The 22,533-nt window shown below is 72.6% G+C and carries 17 protein-coding genes and 1 pseudogene; 12 read left to right on the plus strand and 6 right to left on the minus strand.

The features are described 5' to 3' along the window. Positions 1 to 55: 55 nt before the first annotated feature. From ACFQQL_RS11960 to ACFQQL_RS11985, 6 genes and pseudogenes are all read left to right on the plus strand, one after another. Entirely contained in the window at positions 56 to 1,321 is a 1,266-nt protein-coding gene (locus ACFQQL_RS11960) for an ABC transporter substrate-binding protein (protein WP_382394618.1), read from the plus strand. Between the two features lie 9 nt (positions 1,322 to 1,330). Then, the gene (locus ACFQQL_RS11965) at positions 1,331 to 2,254 is read left to right on the plus strand and encodes a carbohydrate ABC transporter permease (protein ID WP_382394620.1); all 924 of its coding nucleotides are present in this window, start codon (positions 1,331 to 1,333) and stop codon (positions 2,252 to 2,254) included. Beyond that, the gene (locus tag ACFQQL_RS11970) at positions 2,254 to 3,090 is read left to right on the plus strand and encodes a carbohydrate ABC transporter permease (protein ID WP_382394622.1); all 837 of its coding nucleotides are present in this window, start codon (positions 2,254 to 2,256) and stop codon (positions 3,088 to 3,090) included. The genes ACFQQL_RS11965 and ACFQQL_RS11970 overlap by 1 nt, the downstream gene beginning before the upstream one ends. Positions 3,091 to 3,109: 19 nt before the next feature. Then, the gene (locus ACFQQL_RS11975) at positions 3,110 to 3,928 is read left to right on the plus strand and encodes an SDR family NAD(P)-dependent oxidoreductase (RefSeq protein ID WP_382394624.1); all 819 of its coding nucleotides are present in this window, start codon (positions 3,110 to 3,112) and stop codon (positions 3,926 to 3,928) included. A gap of 137 nt (positions 3,929 to 4,065) precedes the next feature. Further along, entirely contained in the window at positions 4,066 to 6,105 is a 2,040-nt protein-coding gene (locus ACFQQL_RS11980; RefSeq protein WP_465254054.1) for a glucosidase family protein, read from the plus strand. 129 nt (positions 6,106 to 6,234) lie between these two features. Further along, positions 6,235 to 6,881, plus strand: a pseudogene (locus ACFQQL_RS11985) (dihydrofolate reductase family protein). 16 nt (positions 6,882 to 6,897) lie between these two features. On the opposite strand, the gene ACFQQL_RS11990 reads toward ACFQQL_RS11985, so the two are convergent. Further along, positions 6,898 to 7,746 (minus strand): SMP-30/gluconolactonase/LRE family protein, encoded by an 849-nt coding sequence (locus ACFQQL_RS11990; RefSeq protein ID WP_382394629.1) that lies wholly within the window; start codon positions 7,744 to 7,746, stop codon positions 6,898 to 6,900. A 36-nt stretch (positions 7,747 to 7,782) separates the two neighbouring features. Next, positions 7,783 to 9,090 carry a cytosine permease gene (locus ACFQQL_RS11995; RefSeq protein ID WP_382394631.1) on the minus strand — a complete coding sequence of 436 codons (1,308 nt, stop codon included), beginning with the start codon at positions 9,088 to 9,090 and terminating at the stop codon, positions 7,783 to 7,785. Positions 9,091 to 9,250: 160 nt separating this feature from the next. On the opposite strand from ACFQQL_RS11995, the gene ACFQQL_RS12000 reads away from it, so the two are divergent. Further along, positions 9,251 to 10,774, plus strand: coding sequence for a hypothetical protein (locus ACFQQL_RS12000; RefSeq protein WP_382394633.1), 1,524 nt, complete (start codon positions 9,251 to 9,253; stop codon positions 10,772 to 10,774). Between the two features lie 105 nt (positions 10,775 to 10,879). Here ACFQQL_RS12000 and ACFQQL_RS12005 read toward each other — a convergent pair whose 3' ends face one another. After that, positions 10,880 to 12,565, minus strand: coding sequence for a sodium:solute symporter family protein (locus ACFQQL_RS12005; protein WP_382394635.1), 1,686 nt, complete (start codon positions 12,563 to 12,565; stop codon positions 10,880 to 10,882). Next, complete coding sequence (locus ACFQQL_RS12010; RefSeq protein WP_382394637.1) at positions 12,562 to 12,897, minus strand: DUF4212 domain-containing protein; 336 nt, start codon at positions 12,895 to 12,897, stop codon at positions 12,562 to 12,564. Before ACFQQL_RS12010 ends, ACFQQL_RS12005 begins: the two co-directional genes overlap by 4 nt. Positions 12,898 to 13,177: 280 nt before the next feature. Between ACFQQL_RS12010 and ACFQQL_RS12015 the strand changes: the two genes are divergently transcribed. The 5 genes from ACFQQL_RS12015 (at position 13,178) to ACFQQL_RS12035 (ending at position 17,957) form a co-directional block, all read left to right on the plus strand. Beyond that, positions 13,178 to 13,627 (plus strand): hypothetical protein, encoded by a 450-nt coding sequence (locus ACFQQL_RS12015; RefSeq protein ID WP_382394639.1) that lies wholly within the window; start codon positions 13,178 to 13,180, stop codon positions 13,625 to 13,627. Between the two features lie 72 nt (positions 13,628 to 13,699). Continuing rightward, complete coding sequence (locus tag ACFQQL_RS12020) at positions 13,700 to 14,071, plus strand: 6TM ABC transporter family protein (protein WP_382394641.1); 372 nt, start codon at positions 13,700 to 13,702, stop codon at positions 14,069 to 14,071. Then, complete coding sequence (locus ACFQQL_RS12025) at positions 14,068 to 15,786, plus strand: sodium/solute symporter (protein WP_382394643.1); 1,719 nt, start codon at positions 14,068 to 14,070, stop codon at positions 15,784 to 15,786. Before ACFQQL_RS12020 ends, ACFQQL_RS12025 begins: the two co-directional genes overlap by 4 nt. Beyond that, on the plus strand, positions 15,773 to 17,101 hold the full coding sequence (locus tag ACFQQL_RS12030; RefSeq protein ID WP_382394645.1) for a histidine kinase: 1,329 nt from the start codon (positions 15,773 to 15,775) through the stop codon (positions 17,099 to 17,101). The genes ACFQQL_RS12025 and ACFQQL_RS12030 overlap by 14 nt, the downstream gene beginning before the upstream one ends. Before the next feature lie 115 nt (positions 17,102 to 17,216). Further along, complete coding sequence (locus tag ACFQQL_RS12035) at positions 17,217 to 17,957, plus strand: LytR/AlgR family response regulator transcription factor (protein WP_382394647.1); 741 nt, start codon at positions 17,217 to 17,219, stop codon at positions 17,955 to 17,957. Between the two features lie 3 nt (positions 17,958 to 17,960). On the opposite strand, the gene ACFQQL_RS12040 is transcribed toward ACFQQL_RS12035, so the two are convergent. Continuing rightward, the gene (locus ACFQQL_RS12040) at positions 17,961 to 19,163 is read right to left on the minus strand and encodes an MFS transporter (RefSeq protein ID WP_382394649.1); all 1,203 of its coding nucleotides are present in this window, start codon (positions 19,161 to 19,163) and stop codon (positions 17,961 to 17,963) included. A gap of 88 nt (positions 19,164 to 19,251) precedes the next feature. Beyond that, entirely contained in the window at positions 19,252 to 22,431 is a 3,180-nt protein-coding gene (locus ACFQQL_RS12045; protein WP_382394651.1) for a DEAD/DEAH box helicase, read from the minus strand. Between the last annotated feature and the right edge of the window lie 102 nt (positions 22,432 to 22,533).

A 22,533-nucleotide genomic window follows, 5' to 3' on the forward strand; every position in this document is an offset into this window, starting at 1 on the left:
CCTCATCCACCCGACCCGCCCGACCGCCCACCCCCTTTCACGACGAGGTGAACACATGAGGAAGCACGCGCCTGCCGTCGGCGGCCTGACCGCACTGGCACTGGCCCTGGCCGCCTGCGGCGGCGGCTCCGGCGACGGCGGAGGCGGCGGTGAGGACGGCGAGGCCACGATCTCGTTCTTCACCGACAAGGCCGCCTGGGAGCCGGACTTCGACGCGATGAACGAGGCCTCGGCCGGTGCGGGGATGACGCTGGAGTTCACCGGCTACTCCGACCCCGCCGCCTACGACTCGTTCATCACCCAGTCCTTCCGGACCAACGACGTGCCCGACCTGTTCACCTGGCACACCGGGCCACAGCTCGGCGAGCTCGTCGAGCAGGGACTGGTCGCCGAGACCACCGACCTGTGGACAGAGTTCGAGGAGCAGGGCCTGGTCCCGGAAGGGCTCATCGACAACTACACCTACGACGGGCGTCAGTACTGCGTCCCGCTGCACGTCTCCTACTGGGCGATGTACTACAACATCGCCACCTTCGAGGAGTACGGGCTTCAGGAGCCGCAGACCTGGGACGAGCTGATGACGACCGCCCAGACCCTGGTGGAGAACGGCGAGGTGCCCTTCCACCAGATGAACATCATCTTCGAGTTCGTGTGGTTCATGGCGATGCTCGCGGGCAGCTCGCCGGAGACCTACGAGGGCCTGCAGACCGGCGACGCGAGCTACCTCGACCCCGAGGTCGTCGAGGTCATGGAGCAGTGGGGCCGGATGATCGATGACGGCTACTACGTGGACCCCGGCGTGCAGACCGACCCGCAGACCCTGCTCTCCAGCGGGGACGTCGCGATGGCCTACTTCGGGACCTTCTTCACCGGCCAGCTCGAGGAGGCCGGCGCCGTCTCCGGGGAGGACTACGGCGTCTTCCCGATGCCGAACCTCGACCCGGACACCGCGCAGCAGCAGATGGTCCTGGAGACCGGGCCGCTGTGCGTCGGGTCCGGCGCGGAGAACGAGGAGGCCGCGCTGGAGTACAGCTCCTGGTGGCTGTCGGACGCCGCGCAGACCGAGTGGATCGCGGCGCACGGGGACGTCCCGGTCAACCCGAACGTCGAGACCTCCGACCAGGAGCTCGCGGACCTGGTCCAGACGGTCAACGACGGCGACTTCCAGATCCAGCAGCGCTACCTGGAGGCCACGCCGCTGCCGGTCTACAACGCCTCAACCGAGGTCTTCGGCGAGTTCGTCACCAACGGCGGGGACCCGATGCCCGCCCTGGAGCGGCTGCAGTCCGAGGCGGAGGCCTACTGGGCCGAGCAGGAGTAGCGGGCGAGGATGACAGCCACCGCGGTGCGGCGGTCGGCTCGGACGAGCCCATCGCCGCGCAAGCCTCGCCCGACGTACCGCTGGTCCTCTCGCGCGTTCGTGCTGCCGGCGCTCGCCGTCGTCGTCGTGCTGCTCTACCTGCCGTTCGTGTGGACGGGCTACCTGAGCCTCACCGAGTACGACGGCCTGGGCGACCCGGAGTGGGTGGGCCTGGCGAAGTACGCGGAGATGTTCACGGACGAGGGCTTCCTCGCCGCCGTCGGCAACACCCTGCTGTGGGTGGTCGGCACCCTGGTGCTGCCGGTGGGCCTGGGCCTGCTCATCGCCGTCCTCGCGCACGACCTCGAGGGCTCGTTCTGGTACCGGCTGCCCTTCCTGCTGCCGTACGCGATCTCCGGCATCGCTGTCGGCGTCATCTGGACCTTCATCCTGCAGACCGACGGCGCCCTCACCCAGGCGCTGCGGTTCCTGCACCTGCCGGGGACCGAGCTGAGGTGGCTGCTGGACGCCCCGCTCAACACGATCGTGATGATCCTGGCCGCCACCTGGCAGGGCGCGGGCGTCAACGCCCTGCTGTTCGGCATCGGGCTGCAGTCGATCCCCAAGGAGCCCCTCGAGGCGGCCCGGCTCGACGGCGCCTCCGGCTTCACCCTGTTCCGCACCATGACCTGGCCCATGCTGGCGCCGCTGACCACCGTGGTGGTCGGGCTGTCGATCGTCGGGTCGCTGAAGACCTTCGACATCGTCTGGGGCATGACGAAGGGCGGGCCCGGAACCTCCTCGGAGACCCTCGCCCTGAGCATGTACAAGGCGTCCTTCGTCGACCACGACTACGGCCTGGGCGCCGCCATCGCGGTGTTCCTCACCGTGGTCACCGTGGCCGGGTCCGTGCTGTACCTGCGCCGCCAGCTCGCCCCGGCGAGGGAGCTGTGATGGGCCGGCCGACGAGCCGCGCGCGGGCGGACACCGCGCGCAAGGCGATCCTCATCGGGCTCGGCCTGCTCTGGCTCGCGCCGGTCTACCTCATGCTCGCCAACGCGGCGAAGACCAACGAGCAGTACGGCGCGGCCTCCGTCTGGCAGCCCGGCTTCGGCGGCCTCGTGGAGAACGTCACGACCGCCTGGGGCCGCGGCGACATCTCCGAGGGCGTGCTCTCCACCGCCCTGTACAGCCTGGTCTCGCCGCTGCTGGCGGTGCTGGTCGGCGCCGCGGCCGGCTTCGCGATCGTCGCGCTGCGGCTGCGGCACGGGTTCTTCTGGTTCGTGGTGATCTTCTCCTCCACGGTCTTCCCGATCCAGATGATCCTCATGCCGCTCTTCCTCGCGTACGTGCAGGTGGAGATCTTCGACACCCGCGCCGGGATGATCCTCATCTACATGGTGATCTCGGTGCCGTTCTCCGCGTTCGTGATGCGCAACTTCTTCTCCGGCATCGCCCGGCAGGTCTTCGAGGCGGCCGTCGTGGACGGGGCGTCGACCTGGCGGATCTTCTGGCGGATCTACCTGCCGATGTCCTCCAGCGCCCTGGTCGCCGTGTTCATCCTGCAGGCCACGTTCATCTGGAACGACCTGCTGCTCGGCCTCACCCTCACCCAGTCCGCCGAGACCCGCCCGGTCATGACGGCGCTCTCGGCGCTGCAGTCCACCTACGGCGGCTCCACCATGCCCACCGTGCTCACCGGCGGGCTGCTCGTGTCCATCCCCACCGTCGCGCTGTTCCTGCTCACCCAGCGCGCCTTCACCCGCGGCCTGTCTCTGGGCCAGTTCTGACTACAGGAGGTTGACGCCCATGGCATCCGACGACGCACGCACCTGGGACGGCAAGGTCGCCCTCGTCACCGGGGCCGCCGCCGGCATCGGCGCCGCCGTCGCCGAGGCGCTCGTGACCCGCGGCGCCGTGGTCGTGGCCCTGGACCGTGACGAGGCGGCCCTCGAGGCGACGGCCGCCGCGCTCGAAGGCGGCCCGGGACGCCTCGAGCCGGTGGTCGTGGACCTGACGGACACCGCCCGGCTCGCCGAGGTCGCCGCGGACGTCGAGGCACGGCACGGCGGCCTCGACGGCGTCGCCTGCGCCGCCGGGATCCAGCGGTACGGGACCGTGGAGACCACCACCCCGGAGCTGTACCGGGAGGTCATGGACGTCAACGTCGGCAGCGCCTTCAACACCTGCCGCGCGATGGTCCCGCTGCTGCGCGCCAGGGGCGGGGGAGCGGTCGTGCTGGTGGCCTCCGTGCAGGCCTTCAACGTCCAGACCGACGTCGCCGCCTACTCGGCCAGCAAGGGCGCCCTGGTCACGCTCGCGAAGTCCATGGCGCTGGACCACGCGCAGGAGAGCATCCGCGTCAACGCCGTCTGCCCCGGTTCGGTCGACACCCCGATGCTGCGGTGGGCAGCCGGGCTGTTCGCCGGGGAGCGGACGGCCGAGGAGGTCGTGGCCGAATGGGGCCGGTCCCACCCGCTGGGCCGGGTCGCACGCCCGGCCGAGGTCGCCGAGGCGATCGAGTTCCTGCTCTCGCCACGCGCGTCGTTCGTCACCGGCACCTCGCTGACGGTCGACGGCGGACTCACGGCCGGCATCGCCGTCGCGCTGCCGGACAGCGACGCATGAGCGCCGGCACGGGCCCGGCCGCCTGGACGGCGACCGGCACCGCGACCGGCGGCCCGAGTGGAACCGCGGCCGGGACCCGCGTCATCCCCACGGTCGAGGACTTCACCTCCGCCGTCGTGGTGGACGCCTACGACGACATGATCAACCCGCCCGGCCTGACCAACCACGTGACGACCGCCCAGGTGGACCACGACGTCCTCGCGGTGCGCTCGCTCAACGTGCCGCCGGTCTCGCAGGGCGACTGCGTCACCGGGCAGCTCTACCTCGGCGGCCGGCTGGCCCGCTCGTACGGCGAGCCGGTCGAGTGCCGGTGGCGGCCCGACCGCGTCACCCGCCGCACCACCATCGACGGGTGGCGCATCGAGACCACCACCGTGTGCCCGCCCGGCGAGCCCGGCGTCGTGGTGCGGGCCGAGGTCACCAACACCGCCGCGCACGCCCGCGAGCTGCGGTTCGGCGCCTGGATCGACTCCACCGTGGTGCGGCAGGACGGCCCGTGGCTGCGGGCCGAGCCGCCGCAGGCCGCGAACACCATGACGGTCGCCGGGGCGCGGCGCATCGGCCGGCCCGAGGACGGGTCCGCCGTCGCCGTGCAGGGCCTGGTCTCCGGCCGCGGCGGCGAGGCCGCCGACGTCGCGGGAACGCCGCGGCTCGTCGAGGAGCGCCGTGAGGTGGCCGCGGGGGAGACGTGCGTCCTCGCCTACGTGCACACGATCGGGCCGGACGAGGCGACGGCGACCGCGGCCTACGACCGGATCGCGCGTGACGTCGCCGGGGCGATCGAGGCGTCCCGCGCGGCGTGGGACGCGAGCCTCGCGGCGATGTTCACACCCGGGAACCCGGAGTTCGGCGGGTGCCTGCCGGTGCTGGAGACCAGCGACGACGCGCTGCGCACCCTGTACTGGTGGGGCGCGCTGGGCGTGCTGTGGTTCCGGCGGGACAACCCCGCCTCGGTCCTCGGCCGCACCTACGACACCCTCATGCCGCGGTACTGGCAGACCACGACGTTCATCTGGGACTACTCCCTGTCCTCGACCGTGCACGCGCTGCTGGACCCCGGCGTCATGCGCCGGCAGATCACGCACTGGGTGGGGCTGGACATCGAGCGGCACTTCGGCACCGAGTGGCTCACCGGCGGACCGGTCGGCTACTGGTACTCGGTCAACCACTACGCCATGACCAGGCTGGTGGCCGACTACCTGCGCTACCACGGCGACCGCGACTTCCTCGCCGAGGCCGTCACCACCCCGTCGGGCGAGCGGCGCACCATGGCGGAGAACGTCCGGGCGTGGGCCCGCGCGTGGCACCGGATCCGGTCGGGCTCCGGCCTGGCGGACTACGGCGGCATCGACAACCTCCTGGAGTGCGTGAGCACCTACGTGCACGAGGTCGCCTCCCTCAACGCCGCCAACGTCTGGTGCCTGCGGACCGCGGCCGAGGTCGCCGAGCTCGAGGGCGGTGCCGACGCGCCGGCCGCGGCCGCCCAGCTGCGCGCCGAGGCGGACGCGCTCGTGCCACTGGTGAACGCGCTGTACGTCGACGGCGCCGGGTACTTCCACGCCCGCCAGCCCGACGGGTCGTTGGTGGAGACCCGGCATGCCTACGACTTCGCCACGGTCGGCACGACGATCGCCGCCGACCTGCCCGCCCGGCAGCGCCGGGAGATGGTCGAGTTCTTCGTGCGGGAGCTGCGCACCCCGTCCTGGATGCGGGCGCTCTCGCCCTGGGACGAGAACGCCGGCTACTCCGTGCGCGCCGACCACCAGTGGAACGGCGCCTACCCCGCCTGGCCCCCGGACTCCGCCCGCGCGGCGATCGCGCTGGGCCGCCCGGAGGTGGTCCTGGAGTGGCTTGACGGCCTGGCCCGCAGCGCGAACCAGGGGCCGCCGGGGCAGGCGCACTTCGTCGAGGAGGCCGTCACGCCGATCGACGGCGGGGCCCGGAAGACCCCGCCGCAGCTGCCGTACATCATCGACTGGTCGTGCTCCTCCGCGGGTGCCTGGTGCGAGCTGGTGCTGCGCGGCATCTTCGGCATCGAGGTGTCCCTCGAGGGCACCGTCACCGCCGGTGGCTGCATCGCCGACCTCGACCCGGGAGCCCGGCTTCGTGGACTCGTGGTGCAGGGCCGCACCTACGACGTCGGGGCGGACGGGGCGGTCACCGCCTCACCCGCCTGACGGGCCCGGCTGCGCGGACGACGCGCGCCCGGTCAGAGCCCGTCGGGCCGGCCTTCCGCTCGGCTCCCCTCGGCCCTAGATTGTGGTTCCGGGCCGCGCGCCGCGGCGCGGTCCGAAGATGGAGGGGGCATGTCGCTCACCCGCGTGCACAACTTCTCGGTCTCCCTCGACGGCTTCGGCACGGGCGAGGGCCTCAGCGTCGAGGAACCGTTCGGCCACGCCGGTGAACGGCTGCACGAGTGGATGTTCGAGACCCGGTTCGGCCGGGAGATGCTCCGCCGGCCCGGGGGACCACCGGGATCGACGAGGCCTTCGTCCGGCAGCACGAGCGGGGCTTCGGCGCCGAGATCATGGGGGCCGGGAAGTACGGCTACCCGGGCTGGCACGAGAACGCCGGGTGGCGGGGCTGGTGGGGGAGCAACCCGCCGTTCCACACACCGGTCGTGGTGCTCACCCACCATGTGCGGGCGCCGATCGAGATGGACGGCGGCACCACCTTCCACTTCCTCGACGCCTCACCCGCGGACGCACTCGAGCATGCCCGCGAGCTGGCCGGGGGCAAGGACGTCCGGCTCGGGGGCGGGGCCACGATGATCCGCGACTTCCTCGTCGCCGGCCTCGTCGACCACATGCACGTCGTCCAGGTCCCCATCGTGCTGGGCCGCGGCGTGCGGTTGTGGGACGGGCTCGAAGGGCTCGAGGAGACCTACGACCTCGAGGCCGTCTCCGCGCCGAGCGGCGTCACGCACCTGACCTTCTCCCGCCGGGCAGGATGAGGCACCGCGCCGCCGCTCAGCCGGCGAACTCGCCCACCGGCAGTCCCGGCACGTCGACCTCGACCCGGAACACGGCACCCGCACCGGGCAGCCCGGCGGGCAGGTCGCGACGGGAGGTGGTGAGGAACAGGTCCGTCAGGTCCGGCCCACCGAGCGTGCACGCGGTCACGTGGGGGACCGGCACGTCGATCTCCTCCAGCAGCTCACCCTCCGGGGAGTAGCGCAGCACGCGGCCGGCGCCGTACACCGCGACCCAGATGGTGCCCTCGACGTCCACGACGAGCCCGTCCAGGTCGCCCTCCGACCGGTCCCGCTGCACCAGGGGCCGGCGGTTCGTCAGGCGGTGGTCCGCGACGTCGAAGACGTCCATCCGGCCGGCGCCCGAGTCGACGTAGTAGGCGCGGGCGCCGTCCGGTGAGAAGCCGAGGCCGTTGGAGATCGTCACGCGGTCGAGCACCTGCTCGACCCGCAGGTCCGCCGTGACCCGGTACAGGCCCGCGGCCTCGGGCTCCTGCTCCCACTCCGTGGTGCCGAGGTAGAGGCTGCCGTCGGGGGCCACCGCGCCCTCGTTCGAGCGCAGCCCCGGTCCGCGACCGACGTCGACGAACCGGGTCGGCTGTCCGTCGACGTCGTCGGCGAGACCCAGCCCGTGCTCGACGGCGACGACGTACCCGCCCTGCCGTCGCGGCCGCACGAAGGCGGCCACTCGCCCGACCTCGATCCGGTCCACGGCGCCGTCCGCCCGCAGCGTGAGCACGCCGCCGGCGAGCATGTCCACGAACCGGAGCCCGCCCCAGGCGTCGGACCAGACGGGGCCCTCGCCGTGGTCGGTGACGACATCGGTGACCTGCTCGACGCTGCGCATGGCGGTCAGTGTGGCAGGGCGTCGTGGGACCGGGACTCAACGGGCCGGTGCGGCGCCTCGCCTCTCGACGGCCGCCGCGACCGGCGCCGCCGCCGCGGCCACCACGATGCCCAGGATCGCCGGGCTGCCGAACCCGCCGTAGGTGCTCGCCAGCGCGGCGGCCGCGCCGGCGAGGTAGGCGACCAGGCCACCCACCCGCACCATGGGCACCTCCGAGAGGTCGGTGCCGGGGTCCTTGCCGCGCCACACGAGGAAGAACGTGCCGATGATGGCGCCGCCGAGCGGTGGGATGACCACACCGAGCAGGCTGAGGAACTGCACCAGGTGGTCGGCGATGCCGGTCAGGGCCAGCGCGATGCTCACGATGACGCCGCCGACCACGAACGGCCGCTTGTCCGGCTTGCCGAACAGCTCCGACCCGGCGACCGCGAAGGCGTAGGCCGTGTTGTCGTTCGTGGTCCACAGGTTCGTCAGCAGCAGGAAGAGCGCGAGCCCGACGATGCCCATCGCCAGCAGCACGTCGACGAAGTCGCCCTCGCCGAACGCCGCGACCCCGACGCCGCCGAAGAACAGCATCGCGAACTGCACGACGAGCACCGAGACGAGGGTCAGCAGGAAGGTCTTCGTGGCGCCGGCGGAGAACCGCGTCCAGTTCCCGATCTGCGAGCCGCCGGAGATGAAGGTCGCGATCATCATCGTGATCGCCGTCCCCGCGCCGATGCTGCCGGCCTCCGTGCCCCCGCCGGCGAGCAGCTCGTCCCAGCCGCCCGCCTCGCCGACCGAGCGGGCCGTCACCCACAGGCAGAGCACCATCATGAGGGGGACCGAGACCCAGGAGAGGATCTCGATGCCCTTGAACCCGAAGTACGCGGTGGACGCCATGAGGACACCGCCGACGATCATGACGAGCCACCCGGCGGTGAACCCGGTCGAGGCCTCGACCAGGCTGGCGAGCACGCCGAGCGAGACGCCGTACCAGCCGAGCTGCGTGCCGCCGAGGACGAAGGACGCCCACTTGCCGCCCGCCTTGCCGAGGATCAGCCGCGAGACCAGCGCGGTGGTCAGCCCGGTGCGTTCGCTCACCACGCCCAGCAGCGCGATGTAGGCGGCGAGCACCACCGTGGCCACCGCCGCGAGGCCGAGGAACTCGCCGAACGGGAAGGCGGTCACCACCTGGCCGCCCGCCACCATCGTGGGCGTGTAGAAGAAGAACCCCGCGATGACGACGGCGATCGCGAGCGTCCCGTGCCGTGCCGACCTCGGAACCCGGCTGAGCGGGTAGTCGCGGTCCTTGGGTGCGCTCGGTGCGGTGGGCTGGGAGGCGTCGTCGACGACGGAGGTCATGGGTGGGTACTCGCTTCCTGGGGTGACGCCCGGACGCTAGCAGCGTGCTGTTACGCGCGTGTTGCCCGCCCGCACCGTGGTGGGGAGAGGTCCCCACCGCGGGACGCGGTCACGGCGCCGGAACCCCGATAGCCTTCGCGGACGGGGAACGGGGGACCAGATGAGCCAGGACGACCACGGCAACGCCGACGACGGCGCGCACCGCCCGGGGGCACCGTGGGGGCCGCAGGACGGCCGGCAGGGGGCGGACGGACCACCGGGACCACGGGGCCCGTACGGGCCGCAGCAGGGTCCGTGGCAACAGGGGGCCCCCGGGCAGCAGCCGCCCGGGCAGAGCCCGCCGGTGCCCGGAGCGCCGGGTGCCTGGCAGGTTCCGCAGCAGCAGCCGTGGCACGGCCAGCAGCACGGGCCGCCGCAGGCCCAACAGCCGGCCCACGGCCAGCAGCACCACCAGCAGCAGTACGGACGGCCGGTGCCGCAGCAGCACCACCACGCCCCGCAGTACGTGCCGCACCAGCAGCAGTACCAGCCGCACCCGCCGCAGCAGCAGTACCAGCAGTACCAGCAGCAGTACGGGCAGCACCCCCAGTACCAGCAGCAGCCGCATTACCAGCAGCAGTACGGGCAGCACCCCCAGTACCAGCAGAAGCCCCCGAAGAAGCTCGGACGCGGTGCCCGAGCCGCCCTCCTCGGAGGTGCGGGCGCCGTCGTCGTGGCGATCGCCGTGGTCGCCGCCGTCGTCCTCTGGCCGAGCCCGGGCCGGGTCCTGTCGGAGGCACGCCCCACCAGCCCTCAGGAGCTCGTGGAGGGGTACCTGGGCGCCGTGGCCGAGGGGAACGCCGCCGAGGCGCTGTCCTACCTCCCGACGGACCAGCGGCCCCAGGACGAACCCCTCCTCACCGACGAGGCGCTCGCCCGTTCGCTCGAGATCGCCCCGATCAGCGAGATCGAGGTGGGGGAGGTGGTCGAGGGGGACGCCACCGCCGAGGTGAGGGTCAGCTACCTCATGGGCGGCGAGCCCGTCGACACGGTGTTCCTCGTCGTCGACCGCGCCGGGAACGGCAAGTGGCTGCTGGACGGCGGGCTCGCCCAGATCTCGACGCCCAACCTCACCGGCCTGGACCTGACGGTCAACGGTCAGGACGTCGCGGGCGGACCGCTGAACGCCTTCGTCGGCACCTACGAGATCGCGACGTCGGCCCAGCACTTCCGGCTCGAGGGCGGACCGCTCCAGGTCACCGCCCCCGGTCCCCACGACACCGGCGGACTCACGGCCTCTCTCACCGACGACGGCGTGACCGCGTTCCGGGACGCCGTGCGGGAGTCCGCCGAGCAGTGCGTCTCCTCCTCGGCCCTGGACGCGAACTGCGGCCTGGGCCTGGAGGAGAACGCCGACGACGGAACCCGGCTGCACGACGGAACGATCGACCGGAGCCTGAGCCGCCAGGCGCGTGACCAGCTGGACCAGCTCGAGCCGCTCCTGCACCTGGAGGAGGACATCACCCAGGTCACGGGGATGCTCGGCAACGCCCGGGTGAACGTCACGGCGCGGTGCACGCAGAACGGCGTGACCGGCCCCTGCGAGCTCACCAGCCCGCTCCAGCTCGGCGGGCTGCTCGGCCTCGTCACGGTCGACATGGCGTCCGAGGACCCCGCGGTCACGTGGGCCGTGGACGGCAGCTGACCACGCATCCCACGCGAGAGGGCGGATGTGGTCGTCCCCCATCGACCACATCCGCCCCCTCCGTCTCGTCCGGGCCCGCCGGCGGTCCGGCCCCCGGCGGCGGCGTCAGGACTTCGTCGAGCTCACCCGTGCCGCCGGGTAGCGGATCTCCTCGACCATCTCCTGCACGTGCTCCGACGGCGGCCGCGTGACCGACGACACCAGGATCGTGACCACGAAGTTCACCAGCGCGCCGACGGCGCCGATCCCCTCCGGGCTGATGCCGAGGATGTGGTCGTTCTCGGGGGTGCCGAAGACTTCCAGCGTGTAGATCATGTAGCTGCCGGTGAAGGCCAGGCCGGCGAGCATGCCCGCCGCCGCTCCTGCGGCACTCGCCCGTTTCCAGAAGATCCCGAGGAGCAGCACCGGGAAGAACGTCGAGGCGGCCAGCCCGAACGCGAAGGCGACCACCTGCGCGACGAAGGCCGGCGGGTTGATGCCGAAGTAGATCGCCACCAGCACGGCGAGACCCATCGCGACCCGCCCGGCCAGCAATCGCTGGCGGTCGGTGGCGTCCCGCTTGACCACACGGAAGAACAGGTCGTGCGAGACCGAGGAGGAGATCACCAGCAGCAGACCGGCGGCCGTGGACATGGCCGCCGCCATGCCGCCGGCCGCGACGAGGCCGACGACCGGGGCAGGCAGGCCCGCGATCTCCGGGCTCGCGAGCACGAGGATGTCGTTGTTGACGAGCAGGTCGTACCCGCCCTCGGCGAACGCCTCCGCGTCGTTCGTGATGGTGTTGACCGCGTCCGAGTTCTCGGCCACCGAGACGAGCCCGGTCGCCTGCCAGTTCTGCACCCACTCCGGCAGGTTGTCGACGGACACCCCCTGCACGCCCTGGAGCAGGTTCAGCTTGGTGAAGGCGCCGACCGCGGGAGCGGTCGTGTAGAGCAGCCCGATGAAGAACAGCGCCCAGAAAGCCGAGAAGCGTGCGCCGCGGACGGTCTTGGTCGTGTAGAAGCGGATGATCACGTGCGGCAGGCCGGCCGTGCCGAGCATCAGCGACATCGTCACGAGGAAGACGTCGATCTGCCCGCCCGGGCGGCCCGAGAACGCCTCGGTGTAGGCGGCCAGCCCGAAGTCCTGGCTGAGCGCGTCCAGCTCGGCCAGGATCTGGCCGAACGAGACCTGCGGGACAGGGATCCCGGTCATCTGCTGCGCGACCGCCACGGCCGGGATGAGGTAGGCGATGATCAGCACCGTGTACTGGGCCACCTGGGTCCAGGTGATGCCCTTCATGCCGCCGAGGACCGTGTAGGTGAAGATGATCAGCGCGGCGACGATGACGCCGCCGGTGATGTCCAGGCCGAGGAAGCGGCTGAAGACGATGCCGCCGCCGTTCATCTGCCCGACGACGTAGGTGAAGGAGACGATGATTGCCGCGACGGCCGAGATGAGCCGGACGGTCTCGGAGTACCGGTCGCCGACGAACTCCGGCACCGTGAACTTGCCCCACTTGCGCAGGTACGGGGCGAGCAGGAGCGCCAGCAGCACGAAGCCGCCCGTCCAGCCCATGAGGTAGATGGAGCCGTCGGAGCCGAGGAAGGCGATGAGGCCCGCCATGCCGATGAACGACGCCGCCGACATCCAGTCCGCGGCCACCGCCGCACCGTTGGCGACGGTCGGGATGCCCTGGTCGGCGACGTAGAAGCCCTCGGTGTCCTTCACCCGGCTGCGCCAGGCGATGACGATGTAGATGCCGAAGGTGACGACGATGAAGACGAGGGTCCAGATCTGGATGTCGCTCACGGCTGATCACCGTTCCCGTTCCGCTCGCTGACGCCGAACTCCTCGTCGAGCCGGTCCATCCGGAGGGCGTAGACGAGGATGAGGATGATGAAGGTGTAGATCGAGCCCTGCTGGGCGAACCAGAGGCCCAACGGGAACCCGGCGATCACGATGGAGTTCAGCGGCTCGATGAAGAGCACGCCGCAGCCGAACGCGACCACGAACCAGATGACCAGCAGCACCAGCATCAGCCGGAGGTTCTTGCGCCAGTACTGCTTGCGCCACCCGTTGTCCTCGCCCCCACCGGGCGGCGGGCTCCCGCCCAGCTCGCCCTCGTGAGCCGTGTCGGCCATCGGACGCTCCCTTCGTCGCGATCGGCCCCGTGCGTCCTCGCCCGGGGCACGTCCTGTCCGTGTCCTTGATCGGCGAGCGAACCGCACCCCGCGTGGCCGGCACAAGCGACGCGCCACGGACGGCCGGTTGGGATTCGCGAACGGTCGCCCTGCGCCGTCGACCGGTGCGACGCGCCGGCCACGACCGCTCGTCGGCCTGTATCGACCGTTCGCGCGCCGGTGCGGACCGTTCGCCCCTCGCGTTGCCGCTGCGGCGTCCGCGTCGCCTAGCATCGACGACATGGCCTCGACGACGAGCTCACCCGCCGGCACGGCGGGCACCTCCGCACCCGGCCCGCAGAAGCGCATCCTGCACCCGGGCAGCGTCGGCATGCTCCTCGGCGGCCTGCTCACCCTGGTCGGCTCGCTGCTGCCCTGGGTCATGACGCCGCTCGGCAACCTCGCCGGCACCGCCGGTCCGGGGCTGTGGACGCTGTGCGCAGGATTCCTCGGCATCGCCGGCGCCGTCCTGCCGTACCGCCGGGTCGCACTGGCCCACTGCCTCCTGGCCGGGGGCGTGGCCGGAGTCATCGTGGGCTGGCAGGTCGCGCGGCTGGCCCACCTCAGTGCCACCACCGACGCGTGGGGACAGCTGCTGCCGGGGATGGGACTGGTCATGGTGGCCGGCGGCACGGTGGTGCTGCTGCGCACCGGCATCCGCCTGCTGCGGACCCCCGCCACCACCACCTGACCCGCGCCGTGCGCCGGCCGGAACCTCCCGTGCGCCAGCCCGTTGCCCGCACCAGGTGCATAGGGTGTGCGCATGCTCGACGGCGACGACGGCGACGACGGCGACGACCTCGCCCGCGAGCGTGACCTCGACGCCCGCGACACCCCGGCCGAGGTGGACGCCGCGTTCCGGACCCTGCGGCGCGTCGCAGTCGGCTACTTCGTGCTCTTCCTCGCGGTCGTCGGCGGGTTCCCGGCCCTGTCCCTGACCCTGGACTGGTGGTCCGACGCGCGGCTCGTCGGCAACATGAGCCCGGGCTTCGTCATGGCGGCGTTCGGGCTGTACGCGGTCTTCGTGGTGCTCGGTGTCGCCGCCGCGAGCCTCTCCACGGCCGTCGAGGACCGCATGCTCGGCGGTCCCGACGGCGACGAACGGCCCGAGACCCCGGCCGAGGACGTCCCGTGAACCTCGCCAGCGTCGTCGCGCTCGCCGTCGTCGGCGCCATCGTCGTGGGCGTCGCGCTCGCCACCCGGCCGCGCGGGACGTCCACGCTGGACTTCTACCTCGCCGGACGCCGGGTCGGCGTGCTCACCAACGCGTGGGCGATCTGCGGCGACTACTTCTCCGCCGCGTCCTTCCTCGGCGTCGCGGCGGCCGTCTACGTCTCCGGGCTCGACGGCGCCTGGTACGCCGTGGGCTTCGCCGCCGGGTTCGTTCCCCTGCTGCTGTTCGTCGCAGCCCCGCTGCGCCGGTTCGGCGAGTTCTCCATCCCGGACTTCCTCGCCCGGCGCCTGGGCTCGGAGCGGGTGCGGCTGGTCGCCGTCGCCGTCGTGCAGCTCGTCATCCTCTCCTACCTCATCCCGCAGTCGGTGGGCGCCGGCATCACCTGGCAGCTGCTCGTCGGCCAGGGGATCCTCGGGCTGCGGCCCTACGAGACGGGCGTGCTCATCTCCACCGCCGTGGTCGCCGTGGTCGTGGTGCTCGGCGGGATGCGGGGGACCACCTGGAACCAGGCCGTGCAGTTCCTCGTGCTGCTCGCCGCGCTGGTGTGGCTGGCCGCGGTCGTGATCGGCGAGGGCTTCCGGTACGGCGACGCCATCGACAGCCTGGGAGCCGAGCCGCTCGCCAACCCGACCGAGGAGGACGGGCGGTGGCGGCTCGAGCCCGAACGCAGCCAGATCGACCCGGACGCCCCCGCCACCTTCGGCGAGCCCGGATCCCGGTACGGCGCGCTCGGCCAGTTCGCGCTCGTCGTCACCCTCGCCCTGGGCACGGCAGGGCTGCCGCACGTGCTCAACCGGTACTTCACCTCGCCCACCGGGAAGGCGGCCCGCGTGACGACCGTCTGGGTGCTGGGTCTGGCGGGGACCTTCTACGCGCTCGCCGTCATGCTCGGCACGGCGGCACGAGCGCTCGTACCCGGCGCCGTCGACGAGCACCCGTGGCTCGCCGGGCTCACGGTCGACGGCGTGCTGCGGGTCCCGGAGCACGCGCTCCCGGTGCTCGGCCGCATCTACGGTGGCGACGCCGGGCTCGGCGTGATCGCCGCGGGTGCGCTGGTCGCGGTGATGTCCACCATCGCCGGGCTGCTGCTGGCGTCCGCCGCCACCTGGGGGCACGACGTGTACGAGCGGCACATCAACCCGCGCGCGACCCAGCGTCAGGCGGTCCAGGCCGGCCGCACCGCCACCGTGGTGGCGGCCGGCGCGGCAGCGGTGCTCGCCCTCGTCATCCACCCGGACGCCTTCACCACGTCCATGCCCTCCATGGTGGCGACCATGGTGACCTGGGCCTTCGCCGTCGCCGGGTCCGCGTTCACCCCCGTGTTCATCCTCGCCATCTGGTGGCGCGGCACGACGGCGGCCGGTGCCGAGGCCGGGATGGTCACCGGGGCCGTGCTCGCCGTGGTGATGTTCACGACCGGCAACGCGGTGGAGCCGTGGGTCCTCGAGGAGGTCCTGGTGACCCCGACCGTCGTCGCCGCACCCGTGGCGGCGGCGGTGACCGTGCTGGTCTCGCGGCGCACCGCCGCGCCACCGGACGTCGACGAGGCGTTCGTCCGGATGCACGGGACCGCGGCGGACCGGCGGGCCGAACGGCTGGCCCGGCTGACCGTCGGGGAGCGTGGCCGGCGCGGGCGGCGGTTCTTCGGCATGAGGGGGCCTCGTGCGCGGCGGTAGCGGTCTGCTCGCGGGTGTGCTCCTGCTGGTGTGGGGGTTGGTGTACCTCGTCACGCAGGTGCTGGTGAGCCCGGCCCTGGGCGTGCTGCCCACGGTGGCCGCCGGCACGGCGCTGAGCGTGGCGGCGGTCCTCGGCTACCCGTCGGCGCTGCGCGGGCCGCGCGGGCCGCGCTGGGCGCAGCGGCCGGTGGAGGAGCGGGAGCGGCCGATCGCCGCCGCCGGTCGCTCGATGCCCCTGCGGTCCGGGCTGACCACCGACGCGGCACGCCGCACCGTGGAGCTGCTGCGGCCGATGCTCGGCGGGGACGCCGTGGCCATCGCGGACCGGGACCAGGTGCTCGCCTTCGTGGGCCCCGGTTCGGACCACCACCGCGTGGGCGGCGCCCCGCAGACGCGGACCACGGCCCGGGTGATCGAGCGGCGGCGCACCGTCGTGGTGCCCGACCGGGCCGGGCTGGCGTGCAACCACCCGGACTGCCCGCTGCAGTCCGCCGTCGTCACGCCGCTGGCCATCGGGTCCCGCGTGGTCGGCGCCCTCGGTGTCTACCGCGTGCACCCCGACCCGCCGCCGCGCGGGCTGGTGGAAGACATGGCGAGCATGCTCTCGCTGCACCTGGAGCTGGCGGAGATGGACCGGGAACGGCGCCTGGCGGCGCACGCACGGCTGGACGCGCTGCGCGCGCAGATCAACCCGCACTTCCTGTTCAACATCCTCAACACCATCGCCTCCAAGGCCCGGACGGATCCGGAGGAGGCGCGTCAGCTCCTGCTGCGGCTGTCCGACTTCTTCCGGTACGCGGTGCGGCAGGACGGCCACTTCGCCGAGTTCGCGCAGGAGTACTTCTTCGTGCGGACCTACCTCTCGCTCGAGCAGGCACGGTTCGGCGACCGCCTGCGCGTGCGGTACGACATCGACCCCCAGGTGCTCACCACCCGGGTCCCCGTGCTGACCATCCAGCCGCTGGTGGAGAATGCCGTCAAGCACGGCATCGCGGACAAGGTCGAGGGCGGCACCATCCGGCTGCGGGCCCGCGTGGACCCGCTCACCCGGACCACCTCGATCCGGGTCTCGGACGACGGCGTGGGCATGCGGCCCGAGGTGCTCGCACGCCTCTCCGACGGCGAGCGGGGTGGCCCGCCACCCGAGAGTGACGCCACGGCGGACGGAGAGCCGGGACGCGCCCGCGGGGGAGGTGTCGGGCTGCGGAACATCTCCGAGCGCCTCGACTCGCTCTTCGGCGAGCGGTACGAGCTGAGCATCACCCCCGCCCCTGGCGGCGGCACCGTCGTCGACCTCCGCATCCCCCTCCGCTGACCCGCCGAGTTGTCAATGCTGTGCCGAGTCGTCACTCCCACCCTCCAGCCGCGGCGGCGACGCCGCGGTCCCCGACGTCGACGAACCGTGAGCCTGGGGCGACTACCCTGACGGGATGCGCCCCCGCGCCCTGATCGTCGACGACGAGGCCCCGGCCCGGGAGGAGCTGCGGTACCTGCTCGAGGAGATCGGCCAGGTCCAGGTGGTCGGCGAGGCCACCAACGGCGAAGAGGCACTGCTGCTGCTGCGGTCCCTCGACTACGACCTGGTGCTCCTCGACGTGCGGATGCCGGGCGGCTCCGGGCTCGAGGTGGCCGCCGCGCTCCGCGACCTCCCGCACCGCCCGAAGGTCATCTTCACCACCGCCTACCCGGACCACGCCGTCGAAGCCTTCGACCTGGCCGCGGCGGACTACCTCGTCAAGCCGTTCGACGCCGACCGGCTCCGGCGGGCCGTCGACCGTGCCCTCGCGTCGGAGCGCACCGAGGAGGGGACGGCGGCCGGGCAGGGCTCCGCCGTCGAGCCGTTGTCGCGGATCCCGGTCCAGCGAGAGGGACGGACGGTCCTCGTCGACGGCGCCTCGATCGTCTACGCGGCCGCCGCGCGCGGGTACTCCTCGCTCAAGCTCGCCGACGAGCGCGTCCTGGTCTCGCTGTCCCTCAACGAGCTCGAGCGCCGCCTGCGCGGGCACTTCTACCGGGCGCACCGGTCCTACCTGGTCAACCTCGACCACGTCCGGGAGCTGGTCCCGGACTTCCGCGGCGCGCTCGTGCTGGTGATGGACGACCGGCAGCGCAGCCGCGTGGAGGTCTCCCGGCGGCACGCCCGCGAGCTGCGCCGTCGGCTGGGCCTGTAGCCGTCAGCCCGGCCGGCGGTGGGTGACGGAGACGAACGACCGTCGGCCGTGCACCAGGTAGTACAGCCCCGCGGAGGCGAGCACGACGGCGGCCAGCAGGAGGTACATCACCCGGTAGCCGGACGCGCCCGCGACCACGCCGAGCAGCGCCGGCGCGACCCCCGTGCCGATGTCGACGGCGAGGTAGAACGTCGAGACGGCGACGCCGAGGCGCTCCTCCGGCACGAGGCCGACGGCGGCCGCCTGGGAGGAGGAGAGGATCGTGCCGAAGCCGAACCCCACGAAGGCGGCGGAGATCACGACCATGACGTCCGACGTCGCGACCCCCAGGACGCCGAGCCCGACGGCGAGCGAGGCGATGGCGGGCACGATGACGACGTTGTCGCCGCGCCGGTCCTGGATCCGGCCGACGAAGAGCCGGGCCACGAACAGCACGACCGCGTAGACGAGGAAGAAGGCGCCGGCGCCCGCCCGGAGCCCGGCACCGTTCGCGTAGGAGTCGAGGAACGCGATGACGCCGGAGTAGGCGGAGGCGACGACTCCGATGAACACCGCGAGCGGCGCGACCTCCCGCGCCAGCAGGTCGCGAGCCCGGAAGTGCTTGAGCCGGTCACGCTCGGCGGGGGAGAGGTCCAGCTCCGGCACGCGCAGCAGCAGGGCCACGACGAGGCCGGCCGCCGAGATGACCACGGCGCCCCAGAACAGCCCCGAGTACCCGAGGGCGTCGATGAGGGTGAGCCCGAGGAACGGCCCGACCCCGGTGGCGACCGTGTTGCTCAGCGTGAAGTAGCCGGTGCCCTCGCTGCGCCGCAGCGGCGGGATGGTGCTCTGCGCGATCGTGATCGCGGCCGTGCTGGTCATCCCGAACGCCACGCCGTGGACGAAACGCTCCACGAGCAGCAGCCCGAGCGACGTGGTGGGCAGGTAGCTCAGCGACGCCAGCAGGAACAGGACGAGCGCCAGCAGGAGCGTCCGGTGCCGGCCGACCAGCTCGAGCACGTTTCCGCCGACCGCCCGGGCGAGGATCGCCCCGACGATGAACATGCTCGCGGTGAGGCCGGACATGCTCTCGCCGGTGCTGAACGTCTCGGCCGCGTAGCGCGCCAGCGTGGTCATGAGGAGGTAGAAGACCGACGCGGCGCAGAGGTTGACGACGGTGGCGAGGACGAAGTCGCGGGTCCACAGCGGCTCGTTCCTCGTGGTCATCGTCCTCCCTCCGGCTGTTCAACCTAACGACGGGTTCCCGGACGCGCGCGGGCGTCTCAGCCCGCGTCCGCAGGTGCCTGGCACGGCTCTAGTCGAACAGCGCCCGGATGTCGGCGGCGTCGATCGAGGTGGAGGACGCACCGCCGGAGTCGATGACCTGGCCGAACAGCTCGGCCTTGCGCGCCTTGAGCTGCATGACCTTCTGCTCGATGGTCTCGGCGGCGACGAGCCGGTAGACGTGCACCTTGCGCTCCTGCCCGATCCGGTGGGCGCGGTCGACGGCCTGCGCCTCGGCGGCCGGGTTCCACCACGGGTCCAGCACGAAGACGTAGTCGGCCTCGGTGAGGGTCAGGCCGGACCCGCCGGCCTTGAGGCTGATGAGGAACACCGGGGCGGACCCGGTGCGGAACTCCTCGATCACGGCACCGCGATCCCGTGTGGACCCGTCGAGATACGTCGCATCGATGCCGTGCTCCTCGAGCGCCTCGCGCACCCGCGCGAGGTAGGAGGTGAACTGGCTGAACACCAGGGCGCGGTGACCCTCGGCGGTGACCTCGCGCAGGTGCTCCAGGAGCACGTCGAGCTTCGCCGAGCCGCCCGTGTCCTCCTCGCCGACGAGGGCCGGGTCGAGCGCGAGCTGCCGCAGCTTGGTGAGGGCACTGAAGATGGCCACCCGGTTCTTGTCGAAGTCCGCGACGAGGCCGAGGATGCGCTGCCGCTCCTTCGCCAGCCACGCGTCGTACAGGCGCCGGTGGCGCGGGGTCAGGGTGACCTCGAGGACCTGTTCCTGCTTCGGCGGCAGGTCGTCGGCCACCAGCTCCTTCGTCCGGCGCAGCATGAACGGCCGGATGCGACGCCGGAACCGGTCCAGCGCTGCCTCGTCGCCGTCTCGCTCGACCGGCCTGACCACCCGGTCGGCGAACTGCTTGGGCCACGGGTACAGGCCGGGCACCGTGAGCGACAGCAGCGCCCACAGCTCCATCAGCCGGTTCTCGAACGGCGTGCCGGTCACCGCGAGCCGGAAGTCGGCCTCGACGGCGCGCGCCGCCGCGTACGTCTTGCTGAGGTGGTTCTTGACCTGCTGGGCCTCGTCGAGGACCAGGCCGGCCCAGGGCCGGTCGGTGAAGGCGTCCTTCTCGAGGCGCAGCAGCGTGTAGGTCGTGACCACCAGGTCGGACTCCGCGGCGATCTGCGCCACGTCGTCCGTCCGGCGGCGGACGACCCCGACGCGCAGGTGCGGGGCGTGCCGTGAGGCCTCGGTCTCCCATGCGGTGACGACGCTGGTCGGGGCGACCACGAGGAACGGGCTGCCGGTGCCGTGCTCGCGCGCGTGCTGGACGAGCGCCAGGACCTGCAGGGTCTTGCCGAGGCCCATGTCGTCGGCGAGGATCCCGCCGAGGCCGTGCTGGTGGAGGAACGCGAGCCACCAGAAGCCCTCGAGCTGGTAGGGCCGCAGCTCGCAGGTCAGGCCCACCGGCTCCGGGCGGGGCAGCTCGGTGAGGTCCCGCAGCGCGCGGGCGCGCTCGACCCACGCCGCGGCCTGCTCGGAGATCACACCGGCCTCGGCCAGGTCGGCCCAGACGCCGAGGTCGTGCGTGCCGACGCTGATCCGGTCGCCGTCCCGGTCGCGCAGCTCGGACGCGGCCTCGACGACCTCCCGGAGCTTCTGCAGCTCGGGCACGGCGGTGGGCAGGTAGAGCCCGCTGGGCAGGACGAGGAACTCCTCGCCGAGGGTCAGCGCGGCCAGCACCTGGGCCAGTGGAACGGCTTCGCCACCGACCCGGACCGTGACGGCGAGGTCGAGCCAGTCGGTGTACCCGGGGTCCTCCTCGAGCTCGAGAACCTCGAAGGAGACCTCCGGCGCGTCGGTCGCCTCCCGGAAGTCGGGCCGCTGCTCCTCGGTGACCGTGACGTCGTCGAGGCCGCGCAGGTACGGCAGGTCGTGGACGGCGAGCGTGAGGGCGTCCCCGCCGGTCACCGCGGCGTGCCCGCGGATGCCCGCCGGGACGGACGCGAGGATCTCCTCCTCGACGCCCCGGGCCCGCACGCCGCCGAGGTCGTCGACGTCGCCAAGGGCGCACCGGCCGACCGCGCCGTAGGACCACGCCCACCGCAGGTCGGCCGCGGTCGAGCTGTGCCACGTGACGGTGAGCTCGAGGCTGGGACGTAGCGGTTCGGGGATCTGCACGGAGCCGTCGTGGGAGCGAACCGCGACGTGCTGGACGAGACCGGCGAGCCGGTCGTGGAAGGCCTCGCTGTCACTCGCGGGCACGTCGACCGGGCCGGCGAGCAGCAGACGTTCGGCGGTCGCCGGGAGCGGTGCGGCCAGCGGCGCGACGAGGAGGTGCCCGTCGTCCAGGAGGACGGCGGTGGTCGGGCGCGCACCGCCGAGCAGGATGACGTGGTCGCCGTCCCACAGCTCGTCGTCGATCGCGAGCGTCAGCCGGAAACGGGTGCGGGTCTCCGCGACGACGGCGTCCGCCGCGAGCACGAGCGGCTCTTCGCGCACGCTCACCGAGCGCAGGGCGCCGGCGGTGATGAGCTCGATCCCGGCGTCGCGCGCCGCGGCGAGCTGGCGCGGCAGGCGCGCCCCGAAGGCCTGCAGCGGCGGGCCCTTGGCGGTGGAGGAGCTGCCGTACGCGCGCATTCCGAGGTACAGCGCCTCGAGCGGCTCGACCTGCTCCGGCGGGACCCGACCGGAGGCGATGAGCCGGTCCAGCTCCGACCAGCCCGCCGAGGCGCGGACCCAGGTGTTCCTCGCGCCGCGTCGCATCGGGCGCAGGTGGATCGTCGGCTGGTTCGCGTGGTGGTAGCGGGACGGTGGCGACATCGACAGCTGCAGCGCCATGGGCTGCTGCTCGCCCGACCGGCTCGCGGCATCCCGGCTCACCGCGGACAGCTCGCGGGTGAGCGCGTCGAGGTGACGCTGCCAGGCGGGCTGCGCGGGGACGAAGGACTGGCGCAGCGCCAGGGCGAGGGCGGCGCCGTGCTTGCACATGCTGCCGACCGGGCAGCTGCACACGCTCGAGACCCAGCCGTGGCCGGCCGGCGTGCCGCCGGGACGGCCCAGGTCGGCGTGCAGCTCGACCTGGTAGGGCAGCGGGTCGGTGCCGTGCACCGCAGCCTTCGCCGTGACCGTCTCGGTGCTGAGGTCCTCGACCGACGGCTGCCCGAGCAGGCGCTCGACGTACCCGCGGGCACGGGCCAGCGTCTGGGGACCGAAGTGACGGGCGAGGAGGTCGTCCGTCAGAGCCGCGAGAACGTTCATGTCGCGAGCCATCGTGGCACGCGGCACCCACGTGGCGACCGCCGTTGTGGACGGCGCGGCGTCCGCGCGGACGCTGTGGAGGCGGGGGGCACGGCGCACGCC

Source organism: Georgenia alba (assembly GCF_042665525.1).
Lineage (GTDB): Bacteria > Actinomycetota > Actinomycetes > Actinomycetales > Actinomycetaceae > Allobogoriella > Allobogoriella alba.